This window comes from Cytobacillus sp. T106 (genome assembly GCF_040492155.1).
Classification (GTDB): domain Bacteria; phylum Bacillota; class Bacilli; order Bacillales; family Cytobacillaceae; genus Bacillus_AB; species Bacillus_AB infantis.
In genome coordinates this window covers 648,402-664,762 of sequence record NZ_JBEUMK010000001.1, presented here as the reverse complement: position 1 = coordinate 664,762, position 16,361 = coordinate 648,402, and the positions used below count along the sequence as shown (strand labels likewise).

The window sequence follows — 16,361 nt, the reverse complement described above, 5'->3', positions numbered from 1 at the left end:
GGATTAGTTAACCCAGTCATTAATCAGTTTGGAATAGCCGGCAAGCTCGGATTCGTTGAAGAAAAGGCCGATTTCACGTTCTGCACTCTCAGGAGAGTCTGAGCCGTGAATGATATTCTTGCCTACAGTTACGGCAAAATCTCCGCGGATTGTCCCTGGGGCAGCATCCTTAGGATTTGTGGATCCCATCATCTGGCGGGCTGTCGCAATAACATTTTCACCTTCCCAAACCATTGCAAATACCGGTCCGGAAGTAATGAAATCAACAAGTTCACCAAAGAATGGGCGCTCTTTATGCTCTCCGTAATGCTGCTCAGCCAGTTCCTTTGAAATAACCATCAATTTACCGCCGGCAAGCTGAAAGCCTTTTTTCTCAAAACGGCTGACAATTTCACCGACAAGGTTGCGCTGGACGCCGTCAGGCTTGACCATTAAAAATGTTTTCTCCATTGTCTCCACTCCTAAAATCTTATGTATGAACAGCTCTATAATAGAGACATCCATGGAGAATAGTATCATTTTTTCGACAATTCTGCAACCGCTTAAAACTTTCTCTTGCCAATAAATTTAGCAATATCCCGGAGCGATTTTTTGGCCCTGTTTTGCGGAAGGGTATCAAGGACTGCAAGCGCCTTGGACAAATATTGGTTGCTGACAGTAAACGAACGCTCAATTGCGCCGGAATTTTTAATCAGGGAGATCACTTTTTCAATTTCTTTGCTATCCATCGTTTCATTCACTTTAACGATTTCCCGGCGAATGTCTTCGTCCTCCATGGCAAATAGGACAGGCAGCGTAATATTCCCCTGGAGCAGGTCTCCCCCTGCAGGCTTTCCAAGTTCCTTCTCCGTTCCCGTGAAATCAAGGATATCATCGGTAATCTGAAAGGACATCCCAACATAGTAGCCGAATTTGTACAGCTTCTTGTGGATGCTTTCATCTACTCCGGCAGCAACCGCCCCAAGCTGGCAGCTTGCCGCAATCAGCAGTGCCGTCTTTCTTTTGATCCTCAAGAGGTAGTCCCTGAGGTTCTGGTCAAATCGGTATTTGTCCTTGATCTGCTCAATTTCCCCCACACAAACCTCCACAATGGTCTTTGCCAGGATTTCATGGGCTTCCGGCCGCTCTATTTCCGTCATCACTTCGAGGGACTTGGCAAAAATATAATCGCCTGTATACATAGCCGTCCGGTTGTCCCATTTCGCTTTGATGGTGGGTTTGCCCCTGCGCAGCTCTGCATCATCAATTACATCATCATGCACCAGGGAAGCCATATGGATGAGTTCCAGTGCTACAGCCACTTTTTTTATCTCGCTGATATCATAGGAACCGAATTTTGCAGACAGCAAAACAAAAACAGGACGGATTCTTTTTCCTCCTGCCTGCAGCAAATGCATGGATGCATTTCGCAATAAAGGAGACTCTGCCTGCACGGTCTCCTCTAATGACTGTTCAATAATATTAATGTCAGAATCTAAAAATGAATACATCATCTTTAATTTCATCTTGTATCCACCCAGCTTTAATCATGTTTGCAAGCCTGTTAAATCGACGAGCAACAAGTACTTATTTTCTCGGGGCCTGCCAGTCTCGGAAAGCCCCATCTTTCTCCGGCTGCAAACAGATGCAGAACTTACTTCAAGCCTGTATGGACAGCAGCAACTCCACCGCTGTACGGCTTGAAGGATACATTACTGAAGCCAGCGCTCTCAAACATCGCAGCAAGCTCCTTCATGCCTGGAAAATCTCTTGCCGACTCCTGAAGCCAGGAATATTCCTTATAGCTTTTCGCAAACACCCTTCCAAACAGCGGCATGATGTAGCGGAAATAAGCATAATAGAGCTGCTTGTAGCCGAACATGGTCGGTTGGGAGGTTTCCAGGCATACTGCCATCCCGCCCGGCTTAAGGACCCGGTTCATTTCCTTCAGGACCTGCATATAATCCGGGACATTCCTCAGGCCAAAGCCAATGGTGACATAATCAAAAGAATTGTCTTCAAACGGCAGCTCCATCGCATTGCCGTGAATGAGCTCCACCTGGGACAAATTCCTGCTTTTCACCTTTTCCTCGCCGATCTTCAGCATATTTTTACTGAAATCCAGCCCTTTGACTTCACCTTCAGTACCGACAGCTTCTGCAAGCGCAATGGTCCAGTCTGCAGTCCCGCAGCATAGATCCAGTGCTTTCTGCCCTTTTTGGACATTCATCTTTTTCATGGTATCCCTGCGCCATCGCTTATGCTGCTGGAAGCTGATGACAGAATTCATCTGGTCATAGTTTCCGTATATTTTCTCGAATACGCCGTGTACGCGCTCTGCTTTGGATTGTTGTTCCATAAGGGTCACCCTTCTTCTGCAATTGATTTTGTCATGGGTTGATGCTGGTCAAGAATGGAATGGATCCGCTCCTCCAGCAGGCTATTAAGGAAAGGGACAGCTTTCATGCCTTTGTCAATCATATCTTTAGAATGATCGATATAGCGGTTGGCTATCAGAAGAAGATATCTTTTCTGCTCAGCAGACAGGTCGGCAAGCTCTTGTTCCTTTTTAGGGAATACGAGGCGTTTAAGTCGTTCAAACAGAAACGATGTCCCCTGATCCAGATAGCGTCCCCTTTCTTCCATGAGTCTCTTCATCAGCAGAAGGTGGGATGACAGTTCGGTCCATGCCGGTTTGTTAAAGCATTCTGCAATTTTTGAGAACAGTGAGGACTCTATCAGCCTGACGCTTTCCATCAGTCCTTCGACATTTTCCGTTTCATGCTGGTATACAGAGATTTTATGCTCGTTCACTTCTTTGATGCCGTCCGACAGCAGCCGGATCATTCCAATATCCTTTGATTCCGAGAGAATCTTATAATATAAGCTGCTGTAGTAAATGCCGGCGAGGACCGTAAGCTGCCTGTTTTTTTGCATTTCGCCGGCAATTTGTGTATTGCTGACCTGTTCATGGGTATCAAGGGCGACTTGTATAAGCATGGCTGTCACTGAGTAGTCATTCTTCTGCTTCTGAGTCAATTCAGCTTCATTGAGCATGGAGACAAGAAGGAGCAGCTTATCCTGATCGATAACCGGCTCATCAATATATTTAAGCAGGTAGGGGTGGAGAACCTTTCCCTCAATCTGCTTCCGGACATATTCCATATTTATTTTAATATCCTGCAATCTGATCACCCTTGTTCCCCGAAGGTCATTTATGTATTTCCTATGATGCTCGTGCATTCGTTTTATATAAAGCGGTGCTGGTCTGGGCGCTACCCATATAGCATTCGCCATTAGGGGCCATTTTAATATTGTCCACAATGAAACAGAGACAATTATATCATAAAAGGGGTTGCCGTGGCAGATTATATTGAAACTTATGTTCCGCCAGAAGCAAAAATGCCAGGCTTAAAGAGCACTCTGGAAATTTCGGATGCTCTGCCCCTATTTTTTCGCTTCGCTTTCCACTTCTCCATAGCATGTCATGATGGAAGCATTGCCCCTGATTTTTATTGCGGAAGTATGCTCGGTGAATTGAGCGATCATGACTTCCCCTTTATCAAGTTTTTCAGAATGGTGAAAGCGCGTGTCTGAGCCTCTGGTCAGCCCGATTACATTCACGCCGTCTTCTTTTGCTTTAATTACCACATAGTCTCCTGCCGGATTATTTCTTGTTTCCATATCCTTCACTCCTTCAAGCCGCAATCGGCCAAGATAAAAGGCTAAAAGCAGTACTTTCAGCCTCCGGGACAGATTAATCTTTAATTAATGAAAGGACTTCAGCCCTGGCCCTGGCATCCTCTGCCAAAACACCTCTTACAGCAGAAGTGACAGTTTTGGAACCAGGCTTTTTAACGCCTCTCATCGTCATGCACATATGCTCCGCCTCTACGATGACCATTACACCGTGGGGCTCCAATTTTTTCATGATAGCATTCGCTACAGTTGAGGTAATCCGCTCCTGCAGCTGCGGTCTTTTTGCCACGGCCTCGACGGCCCTTGCAAGCTTGCTGAGCCCGGTCACCCTTCCATTCCTGGGGATATAGGCAACATGAGCCTTCCCAAAGAAAGGTACCAGATGATGCTCACACATACTGTAGAATGGGATGTCCTTTACAAGAACAAGCTCCTCATGCTCTTCTCCAAAAATAGTTTCAAAGTATTCTTCAGGATCCTGTCCGATCCCCATAAAAACCTCTTCATACATCTTGGCCACACGCTTTGGTGTATCGAGCAGGCCTTCGCGGTTAGGGTCTTCTCCGATTGCTTCTAATATAGAACGCACCGCTTCTTCGATTTGGGCGCGGTTGACATTTGCCATGATTCATCCTCCTAAACCATATCTCTCTAGTGCCTTTACCCCTACATATTAGCACATCCATTTCCAAACAGGCAAAATACAAGGTGTGAGGCTTGTGACCTCGGTGCAGCTGCTGGATGATGATCAAGAATTGCTCATGGCCTGCAACTTACCATTTATATATTCCCAAGCAAAAATAAAAGGCCGCGAAGAATTTCGCGGCCTTTTGCTCAAGCATAAGCTTAAAGCACGGTATGTACTTATTTAACAGCGTCTTTAAGCGCTTTACCTGGTTTAAAAGCAGGAACTTTGCTTGCAGCGATTTCGATTTCATCACCAGTCTGCGGGTTGCGGCCCTTACGTGCAGCGCGCTCGCGGACTTCAAAGTTTCCGAAACCGATCAATTGTACTTTATCACCATTTTTAAGTGCGTTAAGAATAGTATCAAATACAGCGTCAACTGCTTTAGTAGCGTCCTTTTTAGAAAGCTCGCCAGCTTCAGCAACTGCGTTAATTAGTTCTGTCTTGTTCATGCCTTTCACCTCCTCCCAAAAATCTTGCCCTGATAAGGATCTTATCATCATTTGTAAACAAATTTACGGAATTCTATACGTCGTGATGATTGGCATACCTTATATTAAATGAACGGCATGAAGATTTCAATCTTTTTTGCTAAAAAACCTTAATATATAAGGGTTTTCGCGGCCACGACGGTAATTCTGTTAAAAGATTATCATAATCATCTGGGCATATCAAGAAATATTCATTAATTAATGGTAATCTTTTCTTATTTGAAACAAACTTGTAATAAGACACCCTTTTTTGTTACCCAAATCACTATTTTTCAAAACATATATCCTATTTTATCAATTGGCTTACCTAGGGCTCCTTGTTGATAACGGAAGCTTTCAGTCTGGCATTCAGCACTGCTCTAAGGAATCAAGCTAAGTTTCATACGACTGAGTACAGATTAACAGCAATGTTTAACACAGCCAATTGATAAGGCTCTTTTCTCATAGATTGTTGCTATTTTGCCTTCCTTGTAAGAGGTGATAAATTACACCTTCAGGAGGCAAATGCTGCTAGTGCTTGCCATAGCGACATGCTGAAAAATAAGCGGAGAATTTCCCCCTAAGTTTGAAAAAACTCTAAAAACAGCTCAAATAGACGGAGAAATTCCGTCTATCGACTCAAAAAACAGGAAAATGGGCATTTTCGCTCCACATAACCGGAAATTTTCCGCTTATTTACAATCACCCAGACCATATTCAGCAGCTTAACCGGAAATTCCCCTTATTTTAAGGCTTGCTGGTCACTCAAATAAGAATAAGACTTCCTGTTTTTTAAAACCACTCCTGCCCTGTTAGCCCAAAAAACCTTTCTTCACGCGATACCGAAAAATGTAAATCATTCTTTATAATCATTAAAAGCAACAATCTTTACGGTAAGAGCCCTTGATAAAGTTCCAAAACGGTCCCCAGTATACCACGCTAAAAAAGAAGCGCTAAAAAGGGCAGCTTCCGCTGCCCTTCAGATTTTCATTATAGGATGATGGCAATCAGGCCGCCGGATCCTTCATTGATGATTCTTTCCAGCGTTTCCTTCAGCTTGTATCTGGCGTTTTCAGGCATGAGAGAAAGCTTTGCCTGAATTCCTTCTCTTACGATGGAGCTGAGGGAGCGGCCAAATATATCAGAATTCCAGATGGATAGAGGATCGTCTTCAAAATCCTGCATCAGATAGCGGACAAGCTCCTCGCTTTGCTTCTCAGTGCCTATGATCGGGGCAAACTCGGATTCGACATCCACCTTGATCATATGGATGGAAGGCGCCACCGCTTTGAGGCGTACCCCGAAACGTGCTCCCTGACGGATGATTTCCGGCTCATCAAGGCTCATATCAGCAAGCGACGGTGCTGCTATGCCGTAGCCGGTCTGCTTCACCATTTTCAGCGCATCCGAAATCTGGTCATACTCAGCTTTCGCATGGGCAAAGTCCTGCATCAGTTCAAGAAGATGATCCTTGCCGCGGATTTCAACCCCCACAATTTCTTTCAAAATCTCATCATATAGGTCATCCGGGGCAAAGAGGTCGATCTCTGCAACCCCCTGGCCCATTTCTATTCCGGCGAGGCCTGCCCTGTCTATGAATTCATAGTCGCTGAAAAGGTGGACAACACGGTCTACATCTCTCAGCCGTTTGATATCCTTGACGGTTTCCTTCACAGCTTCCTGGTAGCTCTCGCGGAGCCAGTGATTCTCCCGCAGGACCATCACCCAGCTTGGCAGGTTGACATTTACTTCGAGTACCGGGAATTCGTACAATGCTTCACGCATTACGCTCAATACGTCTGTTTCCCTCATGCTTTCCACGCTCATGGCCAGCACTGGAATGTCATACTTCTCAGACAGCTGGACTCTCAGCGCTTCAGTGTTCGGGTGGTGAGGCTGGACGCTGTTGACGACCATAATGAAAGGCTTGCCGACCTCTTTCAGCTCCTCAATGACTCTTTCCTCAGCCTCGAGATAATTCGTGCGCGGTATTTCCCCGATTGTACCGTCTGTTGTGATGACAACACCAATCGTTGAATGCTCCTGGATGACTTTTCTTGTCCCGATCTCCGCTGCTTCATGGAAGGGGATCGGTTCTTCATACCAAGGTGTAGTAATCATTCTTGGACCATTTTCATCTTCATAGCCTTTGGCTCCAGGCACTGTATAGCCGACACAGTCGACGAGCCTGATGTTGACATCCAGCCCCTCTGCCACCTGGACGGCAGCTGCCTGATTAGGGACGAATTTGGGCTCTGTCGTCATGATGGTTTTTCCTGCCGCACTTTGCGGGAGTTCGTCCTGTGTGCGCGCCCGGTCTGCCTCATTGCTCATATTCGGAAGCACCACCAGCTCCATGAACTTTTTGATAAACGTGGATTTACCAGTGCGGACGGCACCAACTACTCCGAAATAAATATCGCCGCCTGTTCTTTCGGCAATATCTTTAAAAATATCTACCTTTTCCAAGTGATCCCCTCCTGAATCTTGAGTTAGTGGGATAATATTATCCTATCATTCAATTATTTTTGGACATTATATATTTATGACGTTGTCCTATTTCTTTATGACAGTTTTTTTATTTTTATCCCCTTACTCTCCCGCTTTGAAAAAGCACACTCTCTCTATACGCTGGAAAATTGCTTTTAAAAAAGAAAAACCCTTCTCCTACAATATATTTTGCAGAAGAAGGGTTATGACTATTTCGCCAAAAAGATTGGTTCTCCTTTGGCATTGATTGTATAAGGAAGCGAATAGGCAGGGACAAAGAGGGAATCTTTCCCAAGGAGCGAGCGTATATCATCGCCTTCCTTATATCCATGCTCTTTGTTATTTTCCACCGCCTCATAGAGATCCGGCAGATAGTCTACGTAAACGTCTCCATTTCCTGAGACAACAAAGTGGAGATCGCGGCTGGTGTACGGACTCACTGCCAGCGGTTCCTCTTTAAAGCCAAGGGCTGCATAATCGAGTGTATAGACATTATCGGCGATTTTCTCTTTATATGGCGGATATCCCTGCAGCTTGATGCGTACTTTGATATCCCTGATCGCCTCAGCCATCCTGAGGTCGAAGAGCTTGACTTTTGGATCTTCTTCCGCATCCATGATTACGTACTGGAAGATGCCTCCGGATTCAAAGCTGTTCCCTGGCGGCTCGGCCATATATTTTGGCGAGATTTTCTTGAAATCTATCGGATATTTCTGGTAAATAGGTGTATCTTCCTCCCTCGTCTTTATAGGAAGGATGCCTCCATTGTCTTCCTGAAACTGATCAACAGCACTCTGGACAGAATTGACCTGATCCTGATATGGTGTCTGATTCTGCGAAAGCTTGTCCTCCGGATACATGCATCCGGCAAGCAGAAAGGATAAAACCGCTGTCATTGACAGCATGGCTAGCTTCTTTTTCATAGATTCCAATCCTTCAGGTTTTTAAATTTGTTATTCATTGGTAGGTCCGCTCAAAACGACAAACAGAATGATTAACCCGGAAACAATCATTAACAGATACGCAACAAGGGCAGATATGAATTTAAGCGGTTTATTGTTTAATTTATACCGGCTCAGATAAATCATTAATATTGATATGAACATGAACCCCATTGAAGCTAAAGATACCCACATCTTCATTAAAGCAGGCGACATTGTCTCACTCCCTTTTCCGAAATGTATTATATCATACAGGCTGAAAATGAATCAAAAGCATTTCGCTTAAAATGCTGGCGCCAGCATGGATATTTCGATGTACTTTCACAAAAAAAGAGCCAAAGCAAAGATGGGGCAATCTCTGCTTTGGCCTTATGCGACTAAATAACCCATGCACCCTGTTCATATCACCAGTTTGCTTCGTTGCATTGTATGCAGGAAGTTCCTTTCCCGCATCCTCGAATGCCTAAATTTTGATGCTCAGGCTAAAATAAATATCTTCTCTTGCAGCAAAACATATCATTCACTTGTCAATCCTGTCTTCAAGTACATTTGCAAGGTCTTCCATTTCATGCGTTTTCCCTCTTGCCATCAGCTTGTCGACAGATTCCTTCGGGTCGGCTCCATTAAACAGCACTTCATACAGCGCTTCAGTAATAGGCATTTTCACATTGTATTTTTCAGCGAGCTGGTATGCAGCTTTCGTGGTTCTGACGCCTTCAACAACCATTCCCATATTATCCAGGACTTCCTGCAGGCTATGACCTTTCCCAAGAAGGTTTCCTGCCCTCCAGTTGCGGGAGTGGACGCTCGTACAAGTGACGATCAGATCGCCGATTCCGGTTAATCCCGAGAAAGTCAGCGGACTTGCACCCATTTTGGTGCCAAGCCTGGCAATCTCGGCTAGCCCCCTTGTGATAAGGGCCGCTTTGGCATTATCTCCATAGCCGAGGCCATCGGTGATCCCTGCCGCCAAGGCTATGATATTCTTCAGCGCTCCGCCGATTTCCACGCCAATGATATCAGGATTTGTGTATACCCTGAAGTTATGGTTTATAAAAAGATCCTGTACATGCTCTGCCGCCTCAATGTTCTTTGAGGAAACAGTGACTGTAGTCGGATGGCGGAGGCTCACTTCCTCTGCATGGCTTGGACCGGAAAGGACCACAACGCTCCCGAGGGCTTCACTTGTGAATTCTTCCTCGATCATTTCTGATATCCTCAGCAATGTATCCGGTTCGATCCCTTTGCTGACATGTACGATAGTTAGAGGCACACGCTGAAATTCATTAATCTTACCGGCAACTTCCCTGATGGCTTTTGTCGGCACCGCCAAAATCAGCGTATCAACACCATCAAGGGCTTCTTCCAGTGAGCTGAAGCCTTGAATGCCTGAAGGCAATTTGATATCAGGCAAATATTTTTGATTGGTGTGCTGTTCATTGATTTCCTTGATCTGTACAGGGTTATGCCCCCAGAGCCTGACCTGGCGGCCATTGTCAGCCAGCACCATGGCGAGTGCCGTGCCCCAGCTGCCTGCACCGGCAACGGTTATCTTGCTCGATTGATCCAGCATACAATCACACCCTTTTTATTTTCTTTCCCTTGCAAATATCTTAATTGGAGTACCTTCAAATCCAAAAGCATCTCTTATGCGGTTTTCAAGGAAACGCTCATAGGAGAAATGCATAAGTTCAGGATCATTGACGAATACCACAAAGACAGGCGGCTTGACAGCCACTTGAGTCGTATAGTAAATCCGCAGGCGCTTTCCTTTATCGGTAGGTGTTGGATTCATCGCCACCGCATCCATGACAACATCATTCAGGACACTCGTTTCCACACGCATGCTATGGTTCTCGCTTGCCTGGTTGATCTGCGGAATCAATGTATGGATCCGTTTCTTTGTTAAGGCAGACAAGAAGACGATCGGCGCATAGTCAAGGAATTGGAAATGCTCCCTGATATTTGTTTCAAACGCCTTCATCGTTTTTTCATCCTTCTCGACAGCATCCCATTTATTGACGACAATCACGACAGCCCGGCCGGCTTCATGCGCATAGCCCGCAATCTTTTTATCCTGCTCAAGGATGCCTTCATCAGCATCGATGACAACAAGGACGACATCTGAGCGCTCAATGGCTCTTAATGCTCTCAGGACGCTGTATTTTTCAGTGCTTTCGTACACTTTGCCTTTTTTACGCATTCCGGCTGTATCAATGATCACATACTGATCCCCATTGTATGTAAGCAGCGAATCGACAGCATCACGTGTCGTGCCGGCAATATTGGAAACAATGACCCTTTCTTCCCCCAGAATCGCATTGACAAGGGAAGATTTCCCGACATTAGGGCGCCCAATCAGGGAGAACTTGATGACATCATCGCCATAGTCCTTGTCCTTTGTATCAGGAAAATGCTTTGCAGCTTCATCAAGCAGGTCCCCAAGCCCCAGCCCATGGGAACCCGAGATCGGGATTGGCTCACCAAATCCAAGGGCATAGAAATCATAGATCTGGTCGCGCATATCAGGGTTGTCAATTTTATTGACCCCAAGCACGACAGGTTTCTTTGATTTATACAGTATTTTAGCGACTGCTTCGTCAGCTGATGTAACGCCTTCCCGTCCATTAGTCAAGAACAGGATCACATCAGCTTCTTCGATGGCGATTTCAGCCTGCTGCCTGATCTGCTCAAGGAAAGGCTCGTCTCCTATATCAATCCCGCCGGTATCGATAATATTGAAATCAAGATTCAGCCATTCAGCTGAACTGTAGATTCTATCTCTGGTCACACCAGGTATGTCTTCGACAATGGAGATCCTTTCTCCTACTATTCTGTTGAAAATCGTGGATTTTCCGACGTTTGGACGTCCTACAATGGCGATAACCGGTTTAGCCATGAACATCACCCTTTCACTTTTATATACTTTAAACACCGCTCGAAAGAGTCAAATGAATTGCTTTCAACATCATCCTGATTTTCAGGATGGCCCGTGTATAAAATAAACCCTTCCTGTTTGCAGAAGGGCCTAACCTAATCATTTTATCAAAGAGGCAGTTTCCCCGCAACGAAAACATTGGAAGAACCATCAATGCTTGACAATTACATACATTTCATCTGTCAGAGCGTGGGCAATTCCGTCTAAAATGGCTTCAAGGTTGGCAGCCACATGCTCCATCTCTTTTTTGTCGTCACAATGAAATACAGCTGCCCCTGAAGGTGCCTTCTTTGGGTTCGTCGTAATCACTGCCAAAATAAATTTCTCAATGACCATTTCCGCTCTTCCTTTCCCGTTCAGACGGCATCCTTATGGCATTTTCAAGCGTCGGCACACTGCCGATCACTTTAATGGCCCTTTCAATGTCCTTCTCCTGGGGCAGAAGAAAAACCCCGACTCTTCCATCGTCCAAATCCCGCTTGGCGAGAGGGACGAGCGCAGGTGTCCCGGAATCCCTGTAAACCCCCATCGCGATCGAGACATCGTGGAGGATCGCCTGTCTTTGGCCAAGATTGGCGATGGTTGAACGCGCGTCAAAAGATTTCGGCTTTAAAATGAATCCCATTCCATATCTCAGCACTTCCTCCTGCCTTGCAGGCAGCCCGATATTCATGATATAAATATTGTCTACATAAAGGCCAGCCCCATCAAAGCGCGGTTCCATATATTCAATTTCCACAATATCCCTGAGCTTTCCGCCTGCCATGAGCTTCTTTGATATCAGCACAGACAGTATGGCCGCTATGATGCCGACCCAGATGTTAATCACAATATAACAAAGGGTGCTGATCAAGGAAGTGAATATCACAAGATAATTCCGGCTTTCAAAAGCAACGGCAATTCCCTCAATATAGGTTTTGCCCCTGGATACCAATTCATAGGAATCCAGTTCTGCCAATGTATTTCTTTCCATGTTCCTGACCTCCCGGAACTGGCTTGCCGCAAGAGTCAAAAAAGTCACCGCTGTAAAATCCTGTTCCAGAATAGAAGGAACAGCAACCGTCCCGAGAGCCGCAGCAATGAACCCAAGGGCAAGGTGTATGATTTTACCATGCAGATATGTCGGGTACTGCCGGTAATCCGTCCGCAGCATGTACATCCTTGTGGCCGTTCCAATAATCAGGCCAAAAACAATCGGGTATGTATAATCACTCATAATATCTTTTGTTTCTCCTTTTCCAGATTGGCTGCCTGCCGCTCTAAATATGCTGCGAGTTTGACAAATCCGTCCCACAGAAGCAATGCACATGATGATATAGCTGCCATATCAAGAAAAGAAAAAGACCAGGCCTCATAGGCCAGGGACAATTTCTCCAGTACCATTGAAAAGAGGAAATCCCCCTGAATGGCACCTGTCAGCATGGCTGCAATTCTTTTCCTGCAGTCGGTAAAAAGTACGGCAGACATAGCAAACATGATGGCTGCCAGCATCCATTCTTTTTTGAAAACCACCCAAACAGGATCAAAAAGAGCAAAAAGCTGAAAACTTGTATACGCAAGCATGATCATAAAAACAGAAACAAAAAAATAAATTGCTTTAAGCCTTGTTATGCGGGCAGCCTCGGCATAGCAGCAAATCAAAATGAAAGCTCCTGCTGCTGAAATATGGAGACTGCCCAAGGAAATTGTATAAGGCGAAACAATAATGGCAATCAAAAGGCAAGCCGACAAAGCCGTCCTTCCGTTCTGCTGTCTTTTCATAAAAAATGCCGCTGCAATCCAGCAGCACCAGGCGCCCATATAAAAGAAAAAGCCTTCCACACTACCACCACCTATCATTTCCATTATGGGTAATAGTTATGTACTTTAATCTTTATTACATAAACTTTTGTCCTTGTTTCATCTTAAATAGCAGGGGGTGTTAATCATGGGAAAAGACAGACAGGAGAAAAAATTAAAAGCAGGCGGAAGAGTCGAATCTGACCGCGACCAGGCCCTTCACTATCCAGGGGCGACCAAGCTTCAAAGCCCGGAAGAAGCCAGGGGCATGAATGACTCTAAGTATAGCTAGAAAAGCGGAGGGCGCTTGCTCAGCCCCGACAAGCATAAGACGCTCCTGGATAAAAGGCGTTCTTTGCCTTTAATCCAGGAGTGGCTTATGACTCGAGCACCTAGGAGCCGGAGGTGGACAAATAGAAAAGCGGAGGCGACTGTTCCAACGAGGAGCGCAGGCTAAGGGCGCCACGTCCTGCGGCAACGCCTGCATGACCTGCATCCTGTGGGCCTCAAGCACAAGACGCTCCTGGATAAAAGGCGCTCTTTGCCATTAATTCAGGAGTGTCTTTTGACAAGAGGGGCTGGGCTTTGGAGCTGGACAATAGAAAAGCGGAGGGCGCCTTGCTCAGACCCGACAAGCATAAGACGCACCAGAATAAAAGGCGTTCTTTGCCTTTAATTCTTGGGTGGCTTATGACTCGAGGGGCTAGCTCCTGGAGATGGACAACAGAAAAGCGGAGCGACTGTTCCAACGAGGAACGCAGGCTAAGGGTGTCGCGTTCTGTGACAGCTTCTTAAAAGGGCCTTTGTCCTCTACAATCTAGGGAATTTAATAGATCACTCTTTTATGGCTGGAACCATTATTTTCGCTTCTATCAGAATAGTGGTCCCAGCTTTGTTGGCTGGAACCACTATTCTTTCTTTTTTGCCACAATAGTGGTTTTAGCTTCGGTGGCTGGAACCACTATTCTTTCTTTTCATCACAATAGTGGTCCCAGCTTCGGTGGCTGGAACCACTATTCTTTCTTTTTGCCACATTAGTCGTCCCAGCTCCGCTCTTCCACAAAAGTAGTCCTCTACGGTTAACCTATGAGCAATACAAAAAAACTCCCGCTAATTAAGCAGGAGCCAATTCCTATATATTCCTCTGACTAAAAACCTTTGTGTTTATCCCCCGTTCAGACAGCCAATGATGGGTTTTGCCTGATATGATGAATGGGGCTCTTTGGAGGTCCTTTATTGTTTCAGCCCCGAGCGCAGCCATAATAAAAGCGAGCTCCTCATGGAGGGTATGTATTTCCTTAATAAGCTGTACATGACCTTCGCTCATAAGAATCTTCAGGAGGTATCCGGCCATTGCAGCAGCATCTGCGCCGCAGGCAATGGCTTTCGCTGCATCGAAAGCTGTCTGGATGCCGCCGGAACCGATGATACTGACTCCCGTTTCTTCTGCTTTTACCTCAAGGATTGAGGTGGCAGTAGGTATCCCCCAGCCATTGAAAAACGAAAGGAGCCGTTCTCTTCTTTCATTCTCAATCCTGGCAAAGTTTGTGCCGCCAAATCCCCCGACATCGATCGCTGAAACACCGGCAGCTGCAAGCTTTGCAGCACTTTCTCTGCTGGTCCCGAATCCAACCTCTTTTACAATCACAGGCACCTGGACGTTTTTACAAATAGACTCGATCCTTCTCAAGGCATCCCTGAAGTCCCGGTCTCCTTCTGGCATCGTCAGTTCCTGGACCACATTCAGATGTATCTGCAGGGCATTCGCTTCAATCATCTCGATTGCCCTCTTAGCCTGTTCGGCATCTGCTTCACTTCCCAGGTTGCCGATCACAATCCCTTTCGGATTTTCCTGCCGCACAATTTTGTATGACTCCCGTTCGGCAGGATCCTTCAAAGCTGCCATTTGCGAGCCCACTGCCATGGCGAGGCCTGTTTCGGCCGCAGCCATGGCAAGCTCCTGATTGATTTTAAGCGTTTTTTCACCGCCGCCGCCTGTCATCGCGTTTATTAAAATTGGCGAACTTAGGTTAAGTCCGCCAATTTCAGTTTCTATTTTTACTTGATCCACAGCAGAATCAGGCAAGCTTTGATGAATAAAATCAATATCGTCAAATCCGGCAATGCGCTTTTGACCTGTTGAAAGGGCAAATTCTATATGATCCCATTTCCGTTTAGATCTTGACAAATTATATCACCATTATTTTTTCAGATTCTTTAACTGATCACCGATCATTTCACCAAGCTGGAAGCCTTTTGTTTCTTCAGGCATCTCATAACTTGTATCATACTCAGCTTCTTTTTCTTCAAGATCCTTGATGCTTAGAGACAGACGCTGATCGTTTTCATTTACATCCAGTACCTTTACTTGTACCTGCTGGCCTTCTTCAAGCACCTCATGCGGCGTACCAATATGCTTGTGGGAAATCTGGGAGATGTGAACAAGACCCTCTACTCCCGGGAATACCTCAACAAACGCTCCATAAGATACAAGGCGTCTCACAACTCCGTCAAGAGTGCTTCCTTTCGGGGCCTTTTCTGCGATATCAGACCATGGCCCAGGCAATGTTTCCTTGATGGATAGGGAAATGCGCTCATTATCCCTGTCTACGCTCAGCACTTTTACCTGTACCTTCTGGCCTTCTTCCACTACATCGGAAGGCTTTTCAACATGCTCGTATGAAAGCTGGGAAATATGGACAAGTCCGTCAATTCCGCCGATATCGACAAATGCGCCGAAGTCAGTGATGCGCTGGACAGTACCATCCAGAACCTGGTCTGCCTGGAGGTTAGCAAGGATATCCTGCTTCTGCCTGCCCTTTTCTTCCTCCACAACAGCTCTGTGTGAAAGGATCAGGCGGTTTTTCTCCTTATCCAGCTCCACGATTTTGAAAGAAAGGGTCCTGCCTTTGTAATCTGAGAAGTCTTCCACAAAATGTGCTTCAACAAGCGAAGCCGGTACAAAGCCGCGGACGCCAAGGTCCACTACCAGGCCGCCTTTGACCACATCTTTAATTTCAGCGTCAAAAACTTCGCCGCTGTTGAATTTCTCTTCAAGTGTGTCCCATGCCTTTACTGCATCCACTTTGCGCTTTGAAAGGATAAGTGCCTCTTCCTCCACTTTGAGTACTTCCAGGTCAAGCTCATCACCTTCAGCCACAGCATCTTCCGCTTTTTCAATGTGAAGGCTTGAGAGCTCGCTGATCGGGATGATCCCGTCAAGCTTGCTGTCCTGGATATCCACAACAACCTGCTTTTCTTCCACTTTGGTGACTTTCGCAGTTACGCGGTCGCCCACCTCAAAGTTTTTTACTTCAATTGAATTCATTTCTTCTGATTGATTCATCTCTTCTGACATATGTAATCCTCCTTAATCCAAT

At 45.9% G+C, this 16,361-nt stretch carries 18 protein-coding genes; 1 reads left to right on the top strand and 17 read right to left on the bottom strand.

The features are described 5' to 3' along the window. Positions 1 to 3: 3 nt before the first annotated feature. The 15 genes from ndk to ABU165_RS03270 all read right to left on the bottom strand — a co-directional run bounded on the left by ndk (position 4) and on the right by ABU165_RS03270 (position 13,023). Positions 4 to 450 (bottom strand): nucleoside-diphosphate kinase, encoded by a 447-nt coding sequence (ndk, locus tag ABU165_RS03340; protein WP_094767149.1) that lies wholly within the window; start codon positions 448 to 450, stop codon positions 4 to 6. A 92-nt stretch (positions 451 to 542) separates the two neighbouring features. Beyond that, positions 543 to 1,505, bottom strand: a complete 963-nt coding sequence (gene hepT / locus ABU165_RS03335) for a heptaprenyl diphosphate synthase component II (protein ID WP_094767148.1) — start codon at positions 1,503 to 1,505, stop codon at positions 543 to 545. 128 nt (positions 1,506 to 1,633) lie between these two features. After that, on the bottom strand, positions 1,634 to 2,338 hold the full coding sequence (locus tag ABU165_RS03330; protein ID WP_094767147.1) for a demethylmenaquinone methyltransferase: 705 nt from the start codon (positions 2,336 to 2,338) through the stop codon (positions 1,634 to 1,636). 5 nt (positions 2,339 to 2,343) lie between these two features. Then, on the bottom strand, positions 2,344 to 3,174 hold the full coding sequence (locus ABU165_RS03325) for a heptaprenyl diphosphate synthase component 1 (protein ID WP_035403033.1): 831 nt from the start codon (positions 3,172 to 3,174) through the stop codon (positions 2,344 to 2,346). Positions 3,175 to 3,426: 252 nt separating this feature from the next. Continuing rightward, entirely contained in the window at positions 3,427 to 3,663 is a 237-nt protein-coding gene (gene mtrB / locus ABU165_RS03320) for a trp RNA-binding attenuation protein MtrB (RefSeq protein ID WP_022544139.1), read from the bottom strand. A gap of 73 nt (positions 3,664 to 3,736) precedes the next feature. Continuing rightward, complete coding sequence (gene folE / locus ABU165_RS03315) at positions 3,737 to 4,303, bottom strand: GTP cyclohydrolase I FolE (RefSeq protein ID WP_009794841.1); 567 nt, start codon at positions 4,301 to 4,303, stop codon at positions 3,737 to 3,739. Between the two features lie 239 nt (positions 4,304 to 4,542). Beyond that, a complete protein-coding gene (locus ABU165_RS03310; RefSeq protein ID WP_009794840.1) occupies positions 4,543 to 4,815 on the bottom strand; it encodes an HU family DNA-binding protein in 273 nt (90 codons plus the stop codon). Positions 4,816 to 5,823: 1,008 nt separating this feature from the next. Further along, positions 5,824 to 7,302 (bottom strand): stage IV sporulation protein A, encoded by a 1,479-nt coding sequence (spoIVA, locus tag ABU165_RS03305; RefSeq protein ID WP_009794839.1) that lies wholly within the window; start codon positions 7,300 to 7,302, stop codon positions 5,824 to 5,826. A gap of 230 nt (positions 7,303 to 7,532) precedes the next feature. Then, the gene (locus ABU165_RS03300; protein WP_094767146.1) at positions 7,533 to 8,246 is read right to left on the bottom strand and encodes a hypothetical protein; all 714 of its coding nucleotides are present in this window, start codon (positions 8,244 to 8,246) and stop codon (positions 7,533 to 7,535) included. A gap of 30 nt (positions 8,247 to 8,276) precedes the next feature. Continuing rightward, entirely contained in the window at positions 8,277 to 8,480 is a 204-nt protein-coding gene (locus ABU165_RS03295; protein WP_009794837.1) for a DUF2768 domain-containing protein, read from the bottom strand. A gap of 304 nt (positions 8,481 to 8,784) precedes the next feature. Further along, a complete protein-coding gene (locus ABU165_RS03290) occupies positions 8,785 to 9,837 on the bottom strand; it encodes an NAD(P)H-dependent glycerol-3-phosphate dehydrogenase (protein ID WP_094767145.1) in 1,053 nt (350 codons plus the stop codon). A 15-nt stretch (positions 9,838 to 9,852) separates the two neighbouring features. Further along, entirely contained in the window at positions 9,853 to 11,163 is a 1,311-nt protein-coding gene (gene der, locus ABU165_RS03285) for a ribosome biogenesis GTPase Der (RefSeq protein WP_009794834.1), read from the bottom strand. Between the two features lie 189 nt (positions 11,164 to 11,352). Next, positions 11,353 to 11,538, bottom strand: coding sequence for a capping complex subunit for YIEGIA (locus tag ABU165_RS03280; protein ID WP_009794832.1), 186 nt, complete (start codon positions 11,536 to 11,538; stop codon positions 11,353 to 11,355). Beyond that, the gene (locus ABU165_RS03275) at positions 11,528 to 12,418 is read right to left on the bottom strand and encodes a YIEGIA family protein (RefSeq protein ID WP_009794831.1); all 891 of its coding nucleotides are present in this window, start codon (positions 12,416 to 12,418) and stop codon (positions 11,528 to 11,530) included. Before ABU165_RS03275 ends, ABU165_RS03280 begins: the two co-directional genes overlap by 11 nt. Then, positions 12,415 to 13,023 (bottom strand): YphA family membrane protein, encoded by a 609-nt coding sequence (locus ABU165_RS03270; RefSeq protein ID WP_009794830.1) that lies wholly within the window; start codon positions 13,021 to 13,023, stop codon positions 12,415 to 12,417. Before ABU165_RS03270 ends, ABU165_RS03275 begins: the two co-directional genes overlap by 4 nt. A 106-nt stretch (positions 13,024 to 13,129) precedes the next feature. On the opposite strand from ABU165_RS03270, the gene ABU165_RS03265 reads away from it, so the two are divergent. Continuing rightward, a complete protein-coding gene (locus ABU165_RS03265; protein ID WP_009794829.1) occupies positions 13,130 to 13,273 on the top strand; it encodes a YpzI family protein in 144 nt (47 codons plus the stop codon). 840 nt (positions 13,274 to 14,113) lie between these two features. On the opposite strand, the gene fni is transcribed toward ABU165_RS03265, so the two are convergent. Beyond that, positions 14,114 to 15,169, bottom strand: coding sequence for a type 2 isopentenyl-diphosphate Delta-isomerase (fni, locus tag ABU165_RS03260; RefSeq protein ID WP_318059505.1), 1,056 nt, complete (start codon positions 15,167 to 15,169; stop codon positions 14,114 to 14,116). 12 nt (positions 15,170 to 15,181) lie between these two features. Beyond that, positions 15,182 to 16,339, bottom strand: a complete 1,158-nt coding sequence (gene rpsA / locus ABU165_RS03255) for a 30S ribosomal protein S1 (protein ID WP_170939398.1) — start codon at positions 16,337 to 16,339, stop codon at positions 15,182 to 15,184. Positions 16,340 to 16,361 lie beyond the last annotated feature (22 nt).